Raw genomic sequence first — 17,717 nt, 5'->3', positions numbered from 1 at the left:
ATGGATCCGCTCGCACTGACCCTGATTGAACTCGGGGCCGTCGTGTTTTGCCTCGGCCTGCTGGCGAGGCTGGCGGGGCGGATCGGCATGTCCCCTATCCCGCTGTACCTCCTCGGCGGGTTGTTCTTCGGTGCCGGCGGCATTGTAAAACTCGAGGGTATGCACGAGTTCGCCCATCTCTCGAGCGAAATCGGCGTTATCCTCCTCCTGCTTATGCTCGGATTGGAATATACGGCGGCAGAGCTGGTGACCGGGCTGCGACGCTCCTGGCAGGCCGGCGTCCTCGACCTTGTCCTGAACTTCCTGCCGGGCGCCCTGCTCGCGGTGGTACTGGGCTGGGGCATCGTGGGCGCAATGGTGATGGGCGGGGTCACCTACATCTCCTCCTCGGGGATCGCCGCCAAGGTGATCACGGACCTGGGCCGGATCGGTAACCGCGAGACTCCGGTGGTGCTCTCGATCCTCGTGTTCGAGGACCTGGCCATGGCGATCTACCTGCCGATCCTGACCGCGACCCTGGCCGGCGTCAGCTTCATTGTTGGACTCCAGACCGTCGGGATCTCGCTCGCCGTTGTCACGGTCGTGCTGCTGGTGGCGTTGCGGCACGGGCACCACGTGTCCAAGGCCGTGCACAGCGAAAACTCCGAGGTGTTCCTGCTCAACCTGCTCGGGGCCGCACTGCTGGTGGCCGGGCTGGCCTCGGCCTTGCAGGTGTCCGCGGCGGTGGGGGCCTTCATGCTCGGAATCGCCATTTCGGGGGCCACCGCGCACAGCGCCACCAGGATCCTGGAGCCGTTGCGGGACCTCTTCGCGGCCATCTTCTTCGTGGTTTTCGGCCTTAATACAGACCCCTCCACGATCCCGCCGGTGCTTGGCTGGGCGCTGCTGCTGGCCTTCGTCACGGCCGTCACCAAGATGATCACTGGCTTTTGGGCGGCGAAGCAGGCCGGGATCGGGCGTGCGGGGCGTTTTCGTGCCGGCGCCGCGCTGATCGCCCGTGGAGAGTTCTCCATTGTCATCGCCGGCCTGGCCGTGGCCTCCGGTGTGGTGCCCCAGGAACTCGCGGCCATGGCCACCGCCTACGTGCTGATCATGGCCGTCACGGGCCCGCTGGCCGCCAGGTTCGTGGAGCCGGTGGTGGCGATGCTGCGCAGGCCGGCGAAACCGCCCGCGGTGCGGACTGCCGACGGCGTCTAGATGCTGGTGCGGTGGAAGTTTAAGTGGCTGCGGCTCGCCGTCGGGCCGCGCTGGCCCTGATAGCGGTTGCCGTATTCGCCGGACCCGTAGGGGAACTCGGCGGCGGAGGTGAGCCGGAAGAAGCACAGCTGTCCAATTTTCATGCCCGGCCACAGCTTGATCGGCAGCGTCGCCATATTCGACAGTTCGAGCGTCACGTGCCCGGAGAAGCCCGGATCGATGAATCCTGCGGTCGAGTGCGTGAGCAGGCCAAGCCGGCCCAGCGAGGACTTCCCCTCAAGCCGGGCGGCGACGTCGTCAGGGAGCGTCACCGTTTCGTAGGTGGAGCCCAGGACGAATTCCCCGGGATGCAGGATGAAGGGTTCGCCGGTCTCAACCTCCACCAGGCGGGTCAGCTCGGGCTGGTCCTCTGCCGGGTCGATGTGGGCGTATTTGTGGTTGTCGAACAGCCGGAAGAACCTGTCGATCCGGACGTCAACCGACGACGGCTGAACCATGGCGGGGTCGAACGGCTCCAGAACGATCCGTTGGGAGTCAATTTCGGCACGAATGTCGCGGTCGGAGATCAGCACAGTCTCAAAATTACCGTACTCGCCGGTGACAAGGGTGCGCGGGCTGCGTGTTACAGCCCCTTCTGCTCTTCCAAAACCGACTTGAGCTGCTCCAATTGGCAGACCTCGGCCTTCATCCGGCGGTGGAAGGGGGACTTCAGCCAGGACAGGAGACCCCGGGGCTCGCGTTCCACGGCAAAGCGGACGCGGGTGCTCCCGCCCTCGGTGCTCAGGTAAAAGCCGCCGCGCGTGAGCTCCGGCCCGCCCAGGACCCTGTACTGGATTTCCGCCCCGGGCCGCGCCTCGGTGATCTCGAAGTCTCCACAGACCGCGCGTCCGCCGGGGCCGGCAACGGTCTGCCGGTATACCGCGCCCTTGGTCCCCGCAGCCCCTGATTCCAGTTCAACGCTGCGGACTCCGGCACGCCAGCTCAGCAGATTGCGGGCGTCCAGCAGGAAGTCATACACGCTCATGGCATCCCGGTCGATGACGACGTCGTATTCTGCGATTGCCACGGAATTCCTTGCTCGGCGGACGGCTGATGGGCGTAGCCCTGGCTCAGCCCGCCCCCACGGAACTGCAGCTAACTCCTTCAGGATAGACAGTACGGCCCGTCCCGCGCGTTTGCGGGGACGGGCCTTTATCGAAGAGTTATGGGACGGTCCGGATTGTGTACTGCTCTGTGACGACTTTCCGGGCCCTACTTTTCGGTCAGTTTCGGCACCGAGAAAACGACAATGGCGCCGACCACGGCGAAGGCCGCGAACATGTAGAAGTTGAGCTGCCAGCCGAAGGCCATTCCGGCGATAAGCCCGCCGATCAGGGGACCGCAGATGGCGCCGATGCGTCCAATGCCGAGCGACCAGCTCAGGGCGGTGGCGCTGAGGGACTGCGGGTAATGGGTGGCGCAGTAGCCGCCCACCAGGATCTGGGTTCCCACCGAGCCGAGGCCGGCAAAGGCGACGATGACGAGCAGCATCGCCAGCGGGAGCTGCAGGCTCAGCATGAGGATGGCCACGAACGCCAGGAGGAACGACGCCGTTACGACCTTGCGGATGCCGATCTTGTCCGCCAGGACGGAGGCGCTGATGGACCCGACGATCGCACCGGCATTGAGAACCAGCAAGAAGGTCAGGGCGTCGCCGAGCTGGAACCCGGCCTGCCGCATGATCTGCGGCAGCCATGTGTTCAGGCCGTACACCAGCAGCAGGCCACAGAAGTTCGCCATCGCGAACAGGACCGTGGAGCGGACCCATTTGCGGGTGAACAGGGTCTTCATGGCCGATTTCGGCGCGTCTGCGCCGGTCTTGACGTCCTCCGCGGTGACTATGTCCGAGTAGATCAGGCCGTAGCGTGCCGCTGTGGTCTTGGCTTCTTCGATGCGCTGCTTGCGGGCGAGGTAGGCGACGGATTCGGGCAGGAGCTTCCAAGCGATCGGAAGGAGGGTGACGAGGGGCAGCGCGCCGATCGCGTACATCCAGCGGAAGTCGATGTGCTGCAGCAGGTTGATGGCCAGAAGGGAGGCGCCGACCCCGCCCACGGAGTAGCCGCTGAACATCACGGCATTGGCAATCTGGCGCCGCTCTTTGCGGGCATACTCGACCGTCAGGGCGATGCATGTGGGCACGATGCCGCCCAGGCCGAGACCGGTCAGGAAGCGCAGGAAGCCGAAGACCTCGGCGGACGGCGAGAACGCCGTGAGCAGCATGAAGGTGGAGAACCACGCGATGCAGGCCAGCATGATGCGTCGGCGGCCCAGCTTGTCAGTCAGGATGCCGACCGAGAGGGTGCCGACGAGCATGCCGACCAGGGCGAGGCTGCCGATCAGCCCGGCCTGCGCGGGGGTGACGCCCCACTCCTGGAATTTGAGGATTGTGGGAACGGTGGACCCGTAGACCACCAGGTCATAGCCATCAAAGACGATGGCCACGAAGCACAGGATGAGGACCGCGTGGCCCTTCCAGCGAGGTGTGGCCTCGTTGCGCAACTCAGTCGACATTGACTGCGTCATGGATATACCTCTCGTTCGGATTTGGTTGGGATTTGTGTGACAGCTCACATGCTGTGCCCACTGTGTCACGCATTGTTTGCGACAGTAAACAAATCAGCATATTTCGTTTCTATAACGATCGTCATCAGGGAGCAGGTGCATCAGTGGCCTTTGAAGGCCTCTGCGAGCCACCAGGCGCCGCCGTCAGACGCTATCTTGGCATCGATGACCAACGGCCGGGCAGGACGCTGTTGCAGCCAGGCGCGAACGGCTTCAAGATCCGCCACGCTCCGCACTGTCACAGCGTCCGCGCCGAAACCCCGGGCGATCGCGGCGATGTCCGTGTCCGGAAAGGTGACGGTACTGAGATCGACGGCGGGACCGCCTCCGGATTCGGCTCCCGCGCCGAAGTGGTGGACCTCCGCCCCATAGCCGGCGTCGTTGTAGATGATGCAGACCAGCGGCAGCTCCAGCCGCACAGCGGTCTCCAGTTCGCTGATGCCCATCAGGAAGCCGCCGTCGCCGGCCCCGAGGACCGGCAGCCGGTCCGGCCGGGCCAGCGCGGCCCCGATCGCGGTGTAGAGACCCAGTCCGATCGATTGGAAAGCCTGGGTGAAGCAGAAGCCGAACTCGTCCGGGACCTTCAGGTAGGTGCTGGGATAGCCCATGAAGTTGCCGGAGTCGATCGAGACAATCCGGTCTGCGGGCAGCATAGTGTCCAGTTCGCGGCTCAGCACGCGCGGATCGATCCGCCCGCCGCCGGAGAGATCCGGCGTTGCAACGTCGTTCCAGCGAGAGCTTCCGGCGATGGCCGCCGCGTTCTCCGCGGTGCGGTACTTCTCCGCCGGAACCGGCTGGAGCGTCAGCAATTCCGCCAGGGCATCCGCCGCGGTCAGCGCAGAATCCCCCACCACGCCCAGGTCGATGGGTCGGTTGGCCCCGAGCGCGGCGTCCTCGACATCGACCTGGACCACGACAGTCCCGGCCGAGATCAAGTGCCCGTGCCGCATGGTCCACATGTTCAGGGCGCAGCCCCAGCCGATGATCAGGTCGGCGCCCTGAATCAGCTCGGCGCTGAGCGGTGAGGAGAATCCGCCGGAGATCCCGAGGGCGAAGTCCTCGTCATGGAACAAGCCGTTCGCCACCGCGGACGTGGCCACCAGCGCCCCGGCATGCGCGGCAAGGGCGAGCAGTTCCCTGCGCGCGTTCCTGCCCCCGCGGCCCGCCACGAAGACCGGGCGCTCCGCGGCACTGATCAGGTGCGCCAGACGACGAACGCTGGCGACGGCAGGACGGACCAGCTGGGGGTCCGCGACAGCGGCAGGGCCGGCCGCCGCGGCCTGTGCGGCGGCCGGGGCCGATTGGACATCGAGAGGCAGGTTGAGCACCACGGTGCGGCGTTCATTCCGGGCGGTGCGGAAGGCCCGGATGGTGTCCGCGACGGCGGTGGCCGGGGAATGGACCCGCTCGCTCACGGCTCCGACGCTGCGGGCGAGGGCGTCCTGGTCGATTTTGAAATTGGACCGGACCGCGGCGGCTTGGGTGTCCGCCGCCAGTACGATCAGCGGAGTGCGGCTTTTGGCGGCTTCGCCGATCCCGGTGACGGCGTTGCTGAGCCCGCATCCCTGGTGGGTGCTCACGACGCCCACGAGGCCGGACATCCGGGAATAGGCGTCGGCCATCGTGGCAGCGCCGCCCTCGTGTCGGGAAGCGGCGTAGGGCACCCCGGCCAGGCGAAGGGCATTGGTCACCTCGAAGTTGCCGCTGCCGACGACGCCGAAGACATGCCCGACGCCGAGCTCCGCGAGGGTCCGGCCCACGAGCTGCGCGACGGTCGCGGACGACTGCTGTACCGGGTCACCGGCGGCCTGGCGGGCCGCGTCGATGGGTCCGCGGGCCATTTCCGGGGCGCCCGCGGCGTCGGGGGAAACTTGTGAAGCTACTACCATGGACTTACCTTCCATTGAGTACTGCAGCGGTTGGATATTGCGCTGTTGCTGACTGCTCTTCGAACTTCCAGGCGGCCGCTATGAACCCCCTTCAGTCCCTCCCTGTCACCACAACGGCGGCGACCCTGGAACGGACCATTGAATGGGTGGATACGGATGCCGCGGGCCACCAGCACAACTCGGCGGTACTCCGCTTCGTCGAGGCCTGCGAGGCCAAGTTGTTCCGGGACCTCGATCTGCCGGAGTACTTCCCGTCGGCTCCGCGGGTTCGCCACGAGCTCAACTACCGGGCGAAGTTGTACTTCGGCCAGCCGGTCACCACCACCGTAGTAGTGGAGAAAATCGGCCGCACGTCCATGACGTTCAGCTTTGAGGTGTGGGGCGAGGAATTCCGCGGCGAACCCCGTGCCCTCGCCGCCCACGGGTCCTTTGTGACGGCCCATGTCGCCCAGGGCGCCACGGCCGCCACCCCGTGGCCGGCTGACCTGGCGGCCAAAGTCACCGCCCGCGGCGTCTCCGGTCTGGACTGACCGGGCCGCCCCGGCGCTAGACCGCGGCGGGCACTTTCGCCGGTGTCCAGCGCAGGTGCGTCGGCAACCCTGCAACCTCGGGCTCGCGCATCAGCGCCAGCCGTGGCCGGACCGCGTCAGTGCGGGCCGCCGGCGGCTTCCGGCTGCCGGCCCGGAATTGCTGCGGCCACTCGGCGCCTGGCCCGCGGTAGTTTTGCTCGATCGCCGCGTGCAGGGTCCACTGCGGATCAAACAGGTGGGTGCGGCCGAGTGCGCAGAGGTCCGCCCGGCCTGCCAGCAGGATCGAGTTGACGTCGTCGTAGGAGGACACCGCCCCCACGGCAATCACTGCCACGCCTGCCTTGTGTGCCACCTCCTGCCGGATCCGGTCCGCGAACGGCGTCTGGTAGCTCCGGCCGTAGGCCGGCTTCTCCTCCTTAACCACTTGGCCGGAGGAGACGTCCACGCCGTCGGCGCCGTGCTCCACGAATGCCCGGGCAATGGCAACAGCGTCGTGCTCGTCGTTGCCGCCGGGTGACCAATCCGTCGCGGAGAGCCGGACCGTCAGCGGCTTATCCGCTGGCCAGGCTGCACGGACGGCGTCGAACACTTCCAACGGGTACCGCAGCCGGTTCTCCAGCGATCCGCCGTAGTCGTCGGTGCGGCGGTTGGCCAGCGGCGAGAGGAAAGCGGACAGCAGGTAGCCGTGCGCGCAGTGCAGCTCCAGCAGGTCGAATCCCGCGGCGGCCGCCCGGGCAGTGGCCGCGACGAACTCGTCCCGGATCTGGTCCATTTCGGCGCGGCCGATTTCGCGCGGGGCCGGGCTTTCCGGTCCGTAGGGAATCGCCGAGGGGCCAACCGGCTCCCAGCCGCCCTTGGTCAGCGGCTCGTCAATGCCCTCCCACATGAGTTTGGTGGAGCCCTTGCGGCCCGAATGGCCCAGCTGGACACCGATAGCCGCCGTCGAACGGTCGTGCACGAAGTCGACGATCTCGCGCCAGCTCTCCTGCTGGGCCTCGTTGTAGAGGCCGCTGCAGCCTGGCGTTATGCGGCCGGTGTCGGAGACACAGACCATCTCGGTCATGACCAGGCCAGCCCCGCCGAGGGCTTTGCTGCCCAGGTGGACCAGGTGGAAGTTGCCCGGCACACCGTCCGTGGCGGAGTACATGTCCATCGGCGAGACGACAATCCGGTTTTTCAGTTCCAGCCCGCCGATCAGGTAGGGCTGGAACATGGCAGGGGCACTGCCCTCGATCCCCTGCGTGCGGGCGAATTCCTCATCGACGCGGGCGGCGAACTCGGGATCCCGAAGCCTGAGGTTGTCGTACGTGATCCGGCGGCTGCGGGTGAGCAGGTTGAAACAGAACTGGACCGGGTTCTGGTCCTTGTACATGCCGATGTTCTCGAACCATTCCAACGAGGCCTGGGCGGCGCGCTGGGTGGATTCGACGACGGGACGGCGTTCATTTTCGTAGGCTTCCAGCGCGACACCGAGCTCGGCGTGTTCGTGCAGGCAGGCCGCCAGGGCCAGGGAGTCTTCCATGGCCAGCTTGGTGCCGGAGCCGATGGAGAAGTGCGCGGTGTGGGCGGCGTCCCCGAGGAGCACGATGTTGCCGTGCCGCCAGGACTTGTTGCGGACCGTGGTGAAGTTGAGCCACTTGGAGTTGTTGACCAGGACCTCGTGGCCCTCAAGCTCCGCGGCGAAGAGGGCGCGAATGGCGTCGACGGCCGCCTCGTCGCTTTCGCCGGGCCGGAAGGCCTGGTTTTTGGTGGCGTCGAAGCCGGCGCGGCGCCAGACGTCCTCGTGCATTTCCACGATGAAGGTGCTTCCCTCATCCGAATAGGGGTAGCCGTGGATCTGCATGACGCCGTGCTCGGTGTCCTTGACGAAGAACTTGAACGCCTCGAAGACCAGGTCGGTGCCGAGCCACATGTACTTGGACTTGCGGACGTCGAGGCTGGGCTGGAAAACCTCGGCGAACTGCGACCTGACGGCGGAGTTCAGGCCATCCGCGGCAAGGACAAGGTCGTAGTCCCGGCTCAGGTCCTCGACGTCCGGCGCCAGGGTGCTGAAGCGAAGGTCGACGCCGAGCTCGGCGCAGCGGCGCTGCAGCAGCTCGAGCAGCTCCTTGCGGCTCATGGCGGCAAAGCCCTGGCCGCCGACGGTGTGCTCCTGTCCCTTGAAGTGGATGTCGATGTCGGTCCAGCGGGCGAAACGCTCGGACATGTACTCGGCGATCACGGTGTCCGCGTTGCCGATGCCGCCCAGGGTTTCGTCGCTGAAGACGACGCCGAAGCCGAAGGTGTCGCTTGCGGCGTTCCGTTCCCAGACGGTGACCTCGTGATTCGGATCCAGCTGCTTCATAAGGGCGGCGAAGTAGAGTCCGCCCGGACCGCCGCCGATGATTGCAATTTTCATGTGGTGCCTCTCAAGCGTTCTGGTGTTCGGGGGTGGCAGTGTCAGCGGCCAGCTGCTCGCGCAGCCGGAAATGCTGGAGCTTGCCGCTCGGGTTGCGGGGCAGTCCGTCGACGAAGTTCACCTGTCGCGGGTACTTGTACGGGGCGATGGTCTGCTTGACGAAGTCCTGGATTTCCCTGCGCTTCGCGTCATCGGCCTCGACGCCCTCGCGCAGCACGATGAACGCGCAGACAACGCTGCCGCGCTCCGGGTCGGGCCGGCCGACGACGGCGTTTTCCATGACGTCCGGGTGCTGGTCAATCGCGGCCTCGACCTCCGGGGCGCCGATGTTGTAGCCGGAGGACACGATCATGTTGTCCGAGCGGGCCTGGTAGTAGAAGTAGCCGTCGTCGTCGCGGCTGAAGGTGTCGCCGGTGACGTTCCAGCCGTTGACGACGTAGTCCAGCTGGCGGGAATCGTTGAGGTAGCGGCAGCCGGTGGGGCCGATCACAGCGAGGCGTCCGACGGCGCCCGGGCCGAGTTCCCGGCCGTCGTTGTCCAGGATCGTGGCCCGGTAGCCGGGAACGGCCGTGCCGGTGGCGCCGGCGCGGATGCCATCCCCTGCCGCGGAGATGAAGACGTGCAGCATTTCGGTGGCACCGATGCCGTTGACCAGCTTCAGGCCGGTGCGTTCGTGGACGGCCCGCCAGGTTTCGGCCGGCAGGTGCTCGCCGGCGGAAACCGCGGTGCGCAGCGAGGCGAGGAGCCCTTCGGCCCCTTCCTTGAGGATCGCCTTATAAGCCGTGGGGGCGGTGAACAGGACGGTGGCTTTCGCGGTGTGGACGGCCTGCGCCAGTTCGAGCGGGGTGGCGCGTTCGGTCAGGAGCGCCGAGGCACCGAAGCGCAGCGGGAAGACCACCAGTCCGCCCAGCCCGAAGGTGAAGGCCAGCGGCGGGGAGCCCGCGAACACGTCCTCGGGGGTGGGCCTGAGGATGTGCAGCGCGAACGTGTCCGCGTTGGCGAGGATGTCGCGGTGGAAGTGCATGGTGATCTTCGGCGTCCCGGTGGTGCCCGACGTCGGGCCGAGCAGCGCGACGTCATCCGCCGCCGTCGGGACGTCGGTGAACTCGCCGCGCTTGGCGGCACAGCGGGCCGTGAGGTCCGTGACGGTGCTGCCCCCCATGGCCAGCACCGGCATGTCGTCTTTGACGGCCTCTGCCAGATCGTCCAGGAAGCGGGTGTCGCACAGGGCGGCGGCCGGCCGGGTCAGCTCCAGCAGCGTCCGGATCTCGTTGGCGCGCAAAGCCGGCATGATCGTGACGACCACGGCGCCGGCCTTAAGCACCCCGAGCCAAGCCGCGACGAGCCACGGGTTGTTCGGCGAGCGCAGCATCACGCGGTTCCCGGGGACGATCCCGAAGTCCTCGACGAGGACCTGCGCCACCTGATTGGCGCGGCGCTGCAGGTCACCGTAGCTCCACTCGACCCCGTCCGGAGTGAGCAGGGCGGGGCGTTCGGCACCAAAGCTGCGGACGGCGTCGTCAATCAGCACGGTGGCGGCGTTGAGCTGCCGTGGATACTGCAGTTCCGGCAGCGTGAACTCCAGAGTGGGCCACTGCTCTGCCGGCGGCAGATTGTCACGCGCAAAGGTGTCCTGGTGCGCCGAGGGCGTCAGTTCCATTGCAGACCTTTCGTATCGTCATTGATAGGAGGTGGAGGGCTATTGATTGCTCCGTACCGGCCGTTTTGGCGGCCCAAAAGGGCAGTTACGGAGCAACCGACATCCGGATCATGCCTTCCTGGACCACCGTGGCGAGGAGCCTGCCCTGCCGGTCGTAGAAGTGCCCCTGGGCGAGGCCGCGGCTGGCTTGGGCCGAGACTGCTTCCTGCACGTAGAGCAGCCAGTCGTCCACCCGGCCCTCGCGGTGGAACCACATGGCGTGGTCCAGGCTGGCTGTGACCAAGCCCGGGTCACCCCAGGCGTAGCCGTGTACCCGGAGCACCGGTTCGAGGATGGTGTAGTCGCAGACGTAGGCTAGCGCCGCCTTCTGCAGGTCCGGGTCGTCCGGCAGCCGGTCGAAGGCCTTCACCCAGACGGCCTGATGCGGCACCTGCTCCCCCTCGACGCTGACGTACACGGACCCCGGGACGTGCCGCATGTCGAAGCTGCGGCCGCCGGACCAGTAGGCCGCGGCGTCACCATCGACGCCGTCGAGCACGTCGGCGGAGGACGGCAGCGATTCCGGCTCCGGGATCCCGGCCGGCATGGCGCGGGCGAATTCCTCGCCGGTTTCCGCCGTATGGAACGACGCCATGGCCACGTAGACGGTCTTGCCGCCCTGATAGGCGCGGACCTGTCGGGTGGAGTAACCCCGCCCGTCGCGAAGCCGCTCCACCTCGTAGCGGACTTCGGCGCCGATGTCCGCCGGACGCATGAAATAGCTGTGCATGGAGTGCAGCGAGCGGTCCTCCCCCACCGAGCGCATCGCGGCCGCTGCGGCCTGCGCCACCATGTCGCCGCCGTAAGCCTTGGGCCAGGGCACGTACTGCGTCGTGGCGGTGTATGCCTCGTCGAGGAAGTCCGGCTCGACCGGCGTCAACTCGAGGGCGGACAGGAGGATTTCAGAGGTGGGGCTCATGCCCGGCGGTACCCTTCGAGGGTGGCGTCGTCGACGTCGTCGAGGTTCACCACGATGTTCTCCGGCGTTCGTGCCGTGAGCCAGACGAGTTCCTCGGTGATGCTCATGTTCGCCTCCACGTGCGGCATGTAGGGCGGGACGAAGACCCAGTCGCCCTCGGTCATGTCGATGAATTCCTTGTAGTCCTCGCCGAAGTAGATCCGGCCGTGGCCGCGCAGCACATAGCCGCCGGTCTCAGCTTCACCATGGTGGTGCGGGAAGGAGCGGTAGCCGGGTTCGTTGCTGACCTGGCCGTACCAGATCTTTGTAGCAGGGGTGTGCTGCGGGCTGACGCCGGAGATCCGGACGGCTCCGCCGGACTGGCCGGTGTCGCGGTGCTCGGCACCCTTACGGGTGACGACGGGGACAACCTGTTCGGTCAACTGCTGGCTGATCTGTTCTGTCATGGTGGTGCCTCTCTGCATGGAGGGTCGGTATGGCGGTTTGGGAGTTTAGAGGCGGACCGTATTGGTGAGCGTGCCGATCCCCTCGACCTCGGTGGTGACCACGTCGCCGTCGCGCAGGAAGCGCGGCGGGTTGGCGCCCATGCCGACACCTCCGGGGGTGCCGGTGAGGACGACGTCGCCGGGGCTCAGCCTGGTGAACGTGGAGATGTAGGACAGCAGGGCGGCCGCAGTGAATACAAGCGTCTTGGTGTTGCCGTTTTGGACCTCTTCGCCATTGACCAGGCACCGGACCTGGACACCGGCCTCGGGATCGCACTCATCCGGGGTCACCAGCACGGGACCGAGCGGGGTGGTGCGGTCGAAGGCCTTGCCCTGGAACCACTGCAGGGTTCGGCTCTGCCAGTCGCGCATGGAAATATCGTTCGCCGCCGTGTAACCGGCGATCGCGGCGGCGGCTTCCGCCGGCGAGGCATTCTTGAGCGGAGCGCCGACGACGACGGCCAGTTCCGCTTCCCAGTCCAGTCTGGCGCCGTGCCCGGCGGCGTCGATGGCTTCGCCGTCGCCGATCAGGGTGTCCGCGTACTTGGTGAACAGGGTGGGGTATTCGGGCAACTCCCTGCCCATTTCCGCGATGTGGTCCGCGTAATTCAGGCCGCAACAAATGATCTTGGACGGGCGCGGCAGCGCGGTGGCGTACCGGGCGGAACCAACAGCGATGTAGTCTCCCGGCTCGCTGCCTGCCGCTTCCGCGGCGGCTACGGCGGCCGCTGCCTGCTCCTGCCAGCCGGCACTTCCCAGCAGTTCACTAAGGTCCCGCGCGGCCAGGAGCACAAAACGGTCCCCCGACTGCACTGCGGCGCGCGTGGCGGGGCCACCTTCGGCGTCGCTGGCTGCCGTAATGACGGTCGCAAGGCGCATGATTTTCTTCACTTCCGGTTCGACGGCGGAGCCGGCCCCTTTGCCGGTTCCGGTGACGAGCCCCCGCGGCATCCCCAGTTGGGTATGTCGACATTTTTACGGTCGTCACATATGCTCAAGTTAACACGAATTCACCCGTTTGGATAGACCGGCTAGTGTTCCGAATCCGCCTTCCGGTCCCCCGCAGGCCCCGCCCGCGGGGACCTTCGCATGTACACATCACCGCCGACTCATTGAGGAGCCACCATGAACCACAAGGTCATCAACCCCGCAGCCCTGGCCAAACCCTCGGGCTTCGCGCACGGCGTCCTGGCCGGCAACACCGTGTTCCTCGGTGGCCAGACGGCCATGGACAGCAGCGGCGCCATCGTTCCCGGCGGCATCGTGGAGCAGTTCCGCCAGTGTTTCTCCAACGTCCTCACCACCCTCGCCGAAGCCGGGGGCATGCCCTCGGACCTGGTCAACGTCACTATCTACCTGACCGATGTCGAGGACTACCAGCGGAACGGCCGCGAAATCGGGCGGATCTGGCGCGAGATGGCGGGCACCGGCTACCCCGCGATGGCCGGCGTCGGGGTCACGCGGTTGTGGCAGGCAGAGGCGCTGATCGAGATCCAGGCCATCGCCGTCGTATCGGGCCAGGACTAGGACCAGGCCCCGAGTCTCGGCCCGGCACGGCCTAGGCAGTACCGGAACTGCCCGTAGCCGCCAGCAGCCTCTCGGCGTGCCGGCGGGCCGGGCCGTTCAGGAGGCGGTGCAGTTCCGCGAAGATCCGCTCCGCGGTGAGCCCGTGCCAGCCTGGCGGCAGGAACTCCGCCGGCAGGCCCGGATCCAGATACGGCAGCCGGCGCCACTGCGTGAGGAGTTGGACGTAGTCCGCGAAGGCCGCCCGGTCGGCTCCGGGCTCGGCCGCGCCTGCGGACTCCCACCGCGCCAGCACCGGAGCGAAGCGCTCTATGAATTCCGCGTAGAGCGATTCCAGCGCCGGAAGGTCCCACCACCGGGAAACCTTATCCTTGACGTCGCCGGAAGTCAGGTGCTCCGCCCTAAAGAACTCCACATATTCGGTCAGCCCGGTCCGTTCGAGCTGGTGGCTGATGTCCTCATAGGTGTTGCCCGGGGCAATCCAGAGGCCCGGGGTGACAGACCCGAAGCCCATCCGGGTCAGCATGCTGCGCAGTTGGTGGCGAAGGTGGCGTTGCGATTCCGGGACGGAGAAGGCGATAAGTAGCCAGCGGTCGGCCGCCGTCGCCCGCCGGGGCGAGAAGATGCGGCGGTCACCCTCCTGGAAGACGTCCTCAAGATTGGGGGCCAGCCGATAGGCGGCCACCCCGCCCTGTCTGACGCTTTCCAGCACTCCGCGGCGCTTGAGTCGGGATACGGAAGAGCGCACCCCGGAGGACTCGACGCCCAGGTCGTCGAGCATGGTGATCAGCACCGAGACCGGCAGGGCACCCCCGTTGGTGCGCCCGTACAGGCCGTAAATCGTGACGATCAGCTGCTGGTGCCGCGGGGTCGGCCGGGGGACGGCGCTTCCGCCGGCCGGATCGGAGTCCAGTCCGTCTCCCAGCGGGAGCGCCGGGACTTCTACCACCGTCGGTCTTCCCTCAGCAAAACAGTCATGGATCTAGGTTATAGAGGTCTGCGTGCCGCCGCGGCCAGGGCGCTCCGCGAACAGGCGCCGTCCCGAAGCCGGCGGGGCGCCCGCTTAGTCCGTGAGGTGTGCGAACGCCTCGTCCACAGCCTGCCAGGGGGCCGTTCCCGGATCCTGTGCCACCCACCAGATGAGCCCGGCCAGCGCTGTGCTCTGCACGGACCAGGCGAACACCTGGGCACGCCGCTACCTTCGAACATTCGCGTTCGATCCGAAGAACAACAAGGCCATGAAGGGGCCCGCCACGCGTCCCGTGCCTTGATCTGCTCCCCGGCGTCCCCTGCCGTGCGCCCTGGACGCAGGCAGAAACCGGCGCGGGTGTTCTGAGAAGGCTTCCGGCTGGGGTAAGGTAAATCTCGTTGTTCCCCGGGACCAGGTCCGGCCCTTGGACCGTCCCACTGCGGCTGTAGCTCAATGGTAGAGCGCTAGCTTCCCAAGCTTGATACGCGGGTTCGATTCCCGTCAGCCGCTCCAATTCCCCGCCCGGCCGTGGCCGGAACCCAGCCCGGCGGACCTCCCGAAACGTTAGGTCTCTACCTGTATCGTTCGAAGTCAGGAACCTCTCCGGTTCCGCTACAGGAGCGATCATGGCTGACAAATCCCCCCGTCAAGCAGCATCCAAGAAGTCCGGCAAATCCATCAAGGAAAAGCGGGCCGACAAGAGGACCTCGGCAGCGCCGCCCAGCTCCCTGGACAAGGCCACCAGCTCCAAGCCGGCGAGTCCCAAGAAGAAGTGAGCGGCGCCATGAGCCACCTCACCCTCGGAGTCCTTGCCACTACGCGGAAACCCGACGAGCGGCGTCTCCCGATCCATCCCCTCCATCTGGACCGCATCGCCCCGGAGCTCCGGGGGCAGCTGATCCTGGAACAGGGCTACGGCGAGCGCTTCGGCGTTTCGGACGAGCATCTGGCACCGCTCGTGGGGCGCATCGTCCCGCGCGCGCAGCTGCTGGCCGAGGCCGACGTCGTCCTCCTGCCCAAGCCGCAGCCCGAGGACCTCGCCGAACTGCGGGACGGGCAGGTCCTCTGGGGCTGGCCGCACTGCGTCCAGGACCGGGCCATCACCCAGCTGGCGATCGACAAGAAACTCACCCTGATCGCCTTCGAGGCGATGAACCACTGGGCCAGCGACGGCGGCTTCGGCCTGCACGTGTTCCACAAGAACAACGAACTGGCCGGCTACTGCTCCGTGCTGCACGCCCTGGCCCTGACCGGTACCACCGGGGATTACGGCCGGCGCCTGAGCGCCGTCGTCATCGGCTTCGGGGCCACGGCCCGCGGCGCGGTCACGGCCCTCAATGCCCACGGCGTCCATGACGTCCAGGTGCTGACCAACCGCGGGGTGGCCGCGGTGGGCTCCCCCATCCATTCGGTGCGGATCGCCCAGTTCGACCACGACGACCAGGCGCCGTTCCTCAGCCAGGTCATCACCGAGCGGGGCCGCGTGCCGCTGGCGCCGTTCCTGGCCGAGAGCGACATCGTGGTCAACTGCACCCTGCAGGACCCGAACGCACCGCTGACGTACCTGCACACGGAGGACCTGGCCGCGTTCCGGCCAGGCAGCCTGATCGTGGACGTGTCCTGCGATGAGGGCATGGGTTTCAGCTGGGCGAAAACCACCACGTTCGCCGATCCGATGTTCAAGGTCGGGGACCATATCGACTACTACGCGGTGGACCACACCCCGTCCTATCTCTGGAATTCCTCCAGCTGGGAAATCAGCGAGGCGCTGCTGCCGTTCCTGGAGACCGTGATCGCCGGCCCCGGCGCCTGGGCCGGGAACGAGACCATCCGCCGCGCGATCGAAATCCGCGACGGCGTGGTCCTCAACCCGGACATCCTGAAGTTCCAGCAGCGGAATCCGGAGTACCCGCACCTGCCGCTGGCGGACTAGCACCGCTCCCCCCGGGTTTCCGCTACAGAAAAGGACAGCCGCTGCGTGGATCCACGCAGCGGCTGTCGGAAAACGGCGCGAAAAGCTAGGGTGTGGCGGCAGCGCGGACAATCCTCACGAGCCGCCGCCGGTCCTTCAGGTCCACCTTGAGCATCAGCTGGTCGCGGCGTGCCAGCACGACGGCGACCGTCGCTGCCGCCAGTGCCGGCACCCCGCCGGAGACCAGGATGGCCGTGTGTGGATCCACGTGCTCGGCCAGCCAGCCAAGCATCGGCCCGCCAATGGCCTGCCCGCCGATCAGCACCATGATGTATAGGCTCATGACGCGCCCGCGGATGGCCATATTGGAGCTGATCTGGACCAGCTGGTTGGCGGCGGTCAGGAACATCAAGCACCAGAACCCGGCCAGCACCATCGCCGCCCCGAACCACACCATGGAGGGCGCCAGTGAGGCGAGGCAGAGCATCAGCCCGTACATTCCTGCCCCCAGGATCACCGAGCGCAGCCTCAGTTCCCGCCGGCGGGCGGAAGTGATGGCCCCGGCCAGCGCCCCGAGGGCAACCAGCGCGTTCAGCAGGCCGTAGCCGCGTGCGCCGACATCGTAGACGTTGTCCGCGAAGGCCGCCAGCAGCACCGGCAGGCTCATCGCGAACACGGCGATGAAGCCGGCCATCAGCCACGGCCAGTAGATGGTGGGCTTGCTCAGCGCATAGTCCAGCCCCTCCCGCAGCATGCCCTTGCGCTTGGGCACCGGAGCGCTGATGTGCAGCTGGTCCTTCCGCAGCGTAAGCAGCATCGCGACAGTGAAGCAGCAGGCGACGGCGTTCGCTGCGAACGCCCAGCCGGCGCCCACCGCGGTCAGCAGCAGCCCGGCGAGCGCCGGCCCGATCAGGCCGCCGAGCTGGAAAGTCGTGGAATTCACGCTGATGGCGTTCCGGAGGTAGGCCGGGCCGACGAGTTCATTGACGAAGACCTGCCGCGCGGGCTGGTCCAGCACGGTGACCAGGCCCAGGGCCAGGGCGATCACATACACGTGCCAGACCTCAATCCGCTGGCTCAGTGCCAGCACCGCGAGGACGGCCGCCAGCACCGCCGCCACCGACTGGCACAGCATCAGGATCTTCCGCTTCGCGAAACGGTCCGCCATCATGCCCGCCCACGGGCCCAGGAAGAGCGAGGGCAGGAACTGCAGCGCCACCGTGATCCCGACGGCGGTGACGGAACCGGAGAGCTGGAGCACCAGCCAGTCCTGGGCAATGCGCTGCATCCAAATGGCTATCACGGCGACGAAGTGGCCGATCGCGAAAATGCGGAAATTGCGGACTTTCAGCGAGATAAACGTGTGGCGCCAGGGCAGCCGCCGGCTGACGACGGCGATGGGCGCAGTGTTGGTGTCCGGCAGTGCAGTTACGTCGGCCTCTAACGGCGGAGGGGGTGCCACGGAAAGTCCTCAAGGGAGCGGGTGAGCGGGAATCCCTTAACGCTAAGCTGGCCGCAACAGATTGTGGAAGCTTATTCACCGCATAACTCGCATTACGAAACGCAATGCGGCGCGAAATCGCCGCAGTTCAG

The 17,717-nt window shown here is 66.9% G+C and carries 16 protein-coding genes and 1 tRNA gene; 6 read left to right on the top strand and 11 right to left on the bottom strand.

Going from position 1 to position 17,717, the window contains the following annotated elements; genetic code table 11:
• Positions 1 to 1,197, top strand: coding sequence for a cation:proton antiporter (locus tag QK291_RS08720; RefSeq protein ID WP_282380901.1), 1,197 nt, complete (start codon positions 1 to 3; stop codon positions 1,195 to 1,197).
• On the opposite strand, the gene dcd is transcribed toward QK291_RS08720, so the two are convergent.
• The 4 genes from dcd to QK291_RS08700 form a co-directional block, all read right to left on the bottom strand.
• Complete coding sequence (gene dcd / locus QK291_RS08715; RefSeq protein WP_282380900.1) at positions 1,194 to 1,769, bottom strand: dCTP deaminase; 576 nt, start codon at positions 1,767 to 1,769, stop codon at positions 1,194 to 1,196. The genes QK291_RS08720 and dcd overlap by 4 nt on opposite strands.
• Before the next feature lie 50 nt (positions 1,770 to 1,819).
• On the bottom strand, positions 1,820 to 2,263 hold the full coding sequence (locus tag QK291_RS08710) for an SRPBCC family protein (protein WP_282380899.1): 444 nt from the start codon (positions 2,261 to 2,263) through the stop codon (positions 1,820 to 1,822).
• A 185-nt stretch (positions 2,264 to 2,448) separates the two neighbouring features.
• On the bottom strand, positions 2,449 to 3,759 hold the full coding sequence (locus tag QK291_RS08705; protein ID WP_282380897.1) for an aromatic acid/H+ symport family MFS transporter: 1,311 nt from the start codon (positions 3,757 to 3,759) through the stop codon (positions 2,449 to 2,451).
• Positions 3,760 to 3,899: 140 nt separating this feature from the next.
• Entirely contained in the window at positions 3,900 to 5,639 is a 1,740-nt protein-coding gene (locus QK291_RS08700; RefSeq protein ID WP_282381212.1) for a thiamine pyrophosphate-binding protein, read from the bottom strand.
• A 128-nt stretch (positions 5,640 to 5,767) separates the two neighbouring features.
• On the opposite strand from QK291_RS08700, the gene QK291_RS08695 reads away from it, so the two are divergent.
• Positions 5,768 to 6,217 carry a thioesterase family protein gene (locus QK291_RS08695; protein ID WP_282380895.1) on the top strand — a complete coding sequence of 150 codons (450 nt, stop codon included), beginning with the start codon at positions 5,768 to 5,770 and terminating at the stop codon, positions 6,215 to 6,217.
• Between the two features lie 16 nt (positions 6,218 to 6,233).
• Here the strand turns inward: QK291_RS08695 and QK291_RS08690 are convergent, their stop codons facing one another.
• The 5 genes from QK291_RS08690 to QK291_RS08670 all read right to left on the bottom strand — a co-directional run bounded on the left by QK291_RS08690 (position 6,234) and on the right by QK291_RS08670 (position 12,597).
• A complete protein-coding gene (locus QK291_RS08690; RefSeq protein WP_282380893.1) occupies positions 6,234 to 8,615 on the bottom strand; it encodes a bifunctional salicylyl-CoA 5-hydroxylase/oxidoreductase in 2,382 nt (793 codons plus the stop codon).
• A gap of 10 nt (positions 8,616 to 8,625) precedes the next feature.
• Entirely contained in the window at positions 8,626 to 10,275 is a 1,650-nt protein-coding gene (locus QK291_RS08685; protein WP_282380891.1) for an AMP-binding protein, read from the bottom strand.
• Positions 10,276 to 10,360: 85 nt separating this feature from the next.
• Positions 10,361 to 11,233, bottom strand: a complete 873-nt coding sequence (locus tag QK291_RS08680; protein ID WP_282380890.1) for an acyl-CoA thioesterase II — start codon at positions 11,231 to 11,233, stop codon at positions 10,361 to 10,363.
• A complete protein-coding gene (locus QK291_RS08675; protein ID WP_282380889.1) occupies positions 11,230 to 11,679 on the bottom strand; it encodes a cupin domain-containing protein in 450 nt (149 codons plus the stop codon). Before QK291_RS08675 ends, QK291_RS08680 begins: the two co-directional genes overlap by 4 nt.
• Positions 11,680 to 11,724: 45 nt before the next feature.
• Positions 11,725 to 12,597 (bottom strand): fumarylacetoacetate hydrolase family protein, encoded by an 873-nt coding sequence (locus QK291_RS08670; protein ID WP_282381210.1) that lies wholly within the window; start codon positions 12,595 to 12,597, stop codon positions 11,725 to 11,727.
• A gap of 246 nt (positions 12,598 to 12,843) precedes the next feature.
• Here QK291_RS08670 and QK291_RS08665 point away from each other — a divergent pair, with 246 nt between their 5' ends.
• Positions 12,844 to 13,245, top strand: a complete 402-nt coding sequence (locus QK291_RS08665) for a RidA family protein (protein ID WP_282380888.1) — start codon at positions 12,844 to 12,846, stop codon at positions 13,243 to 13,245.
• Between the two features lie 31 nt (positions 13,246 to 13,276).
• Here QK291_RS08665 and QK291_RS08660 read toward each other — a convergent pair whose 3' ends face one another.
• The gene (locus QK291_RS08660) at positions 13,277 to 14,191 is read right to left on the bottom strand and encodes a PaaX family transcriptional regulator C-terminal domain-containing protein (protein WP_282380887.1); all 915 of its coding nucleotides are present in this window, start codon (positions 14,189 to 14,191) and stop codon (positions 13,277 to 13,279) included.
• A gap of 460 nt (positions 14,192 to 14,651) precedes the next feature.
• On the opposite strand from QK291_RS08660, the gene QK291_RS08655 reads away from it, so the two are divergent.
• The 3 genes from QK291_RS08655 (at position 14,652) to QK291_RS08645 (ending at position 16,145) form a co-directional block, all read left to right on the top strand.
• Positions 14,652 to 14,725 (top strand) — tRNA-Gly (locus tag QK291_RS08655).
• A 113-nt stretch (positions 14,726 to 14,838) separates the two neighbouring features.
• Positions 14,839 to 14,988: a hypothetical protein gene (locus QK291_RS08650; protein WP_282380886.1), complete on the top strand. Its 150-nt coding sequence runs from the start codon at positions 14,839 to 14,841 to the stop codon at positions 14,986 to 14,988.
• 8 nt (positions 14,989 to 14,996) lie between these two features.
• A complete protein-coding gene (locus QK291_RS08645) occupies positions 14,997 to 16,145 on the top strand; it encodes a N(5)-(carboxyethyl)ornithine synthase (protein ID WP_282380885.1) in 1,149 nt (382 codons plus the stop codon).
• Positions 16,146 to 16,230: 85 nt separating this feature from the next.
• Here the strand turns inward: QK291_RS08645 and QK291_RS08640 are convergent, their stop codons facing one another.
• Positions 16,231 to 17,586 carry an MFS transporter gene (locus QK291_RS08640; protein WP_282380884.1) on the bottom strand — a complete coding sequence of 452 codons (1,356 nt, stop codon included), beginning with the start codon at positions 17,584 to 17,586 and terminating at the stop codon, positions 16,231 to 16,233.
• Positions 17,587 to 17,717 lie beyond the last annotated feature (131 nt).

Origin of the sequence: Arthrobacter sp. AL12 (assembly GCF_029960645.1) — a bacterium.
Lineage (GTDB): Bacteria > Actinomycetota > Actinomycetes > Actinomycetales > Micrococcaceae > Arthrobacter.
This window is presented reverse-complemented; position numbering and strand designations above follow the sequence as displayed.

Coding starts and splice junctions, on each gene's coding strand:
- QK291_RS08695 (WP_282380895.1), top strand. CDS start 5,768: ATGAACCCCCTTCAGTCCCTCCCTGTCACCACAACGGCGGCGACCCTG.
- QK291_RS08670 (WP_282381210.1), bottom strand. CDS start 12,597: ATGCGCCTTGCGACCGTCATTACGGCAGCCAGCGACGCCGAAGGTGGC.
- QK291_RS08720 (WP_282380901.1), top strand. CDS start 1: ATGGATCCGCTCGCACTGACCCTGATTGAACTCGGGGCCGTCGTGTTT.
- QK291_RS08650 (WP_282380886.1), top strand. CDS start 14,839: ATGGCTGACAAATCCCCCCGTCAAGCAGCATCCAAGAAGTCCGGCAAA.
- QK291_RS08665 (WP_282380888.1), top strand. CDS start 12,844: ATGAACCACAAGGTCATCAACCCCGCAGCCCTGGCCAAACCCTCGGGC.
- QK291_RS08705 (WP_282380897.1), bottom strand. CDS start 3,759: ATGACGCAGTCAATGTCGACTGAGTTGCGCAACGAGGCCACACCTCGC.
- QK291_RS08645 (WP_282380885.1), top strand. CDS start 14,997: ATGAGCCACCTCACCCTCGGAGTCCTTGCCACTACGCGGAAACCCGAC.
- QK291_RS08690 (WP_282380893.1), bottom strand. CDS start 8,615: ATGAAAATTGCAATCATCGGCGGCGGTCCGGGCGGACTCTACTTCGCC.
- QK291_RS08680 (WP_282380890.1), bottom strand. CDS start 11,233: ATGAGCCCCACCTCTGAAATCCTCCTGTCCGCCCTCGAGTTGACGCCG.
- QK291_RS08675 (WP_282380889.1), bottom strand. CDS start 11,679: ATGACAGAACAGATCAGCCAGCAGTTGACCGAACAGGTTGTCCCCGTC.
- QK291_RS08700 (WP_282381212.1), bottom strand. CDS start 5,639: ATGGCCCGCGGACCCATCGACGCGGCCCGCCAGGCCGCCGGTGACCCG.
- QK291_RS08685 (WP_282380891.1), bottom strand. CDS start 10,275: ATGGAACTGACGCCCTCGGCGCACCAGGACACCTTTGCGCGTGACAAT.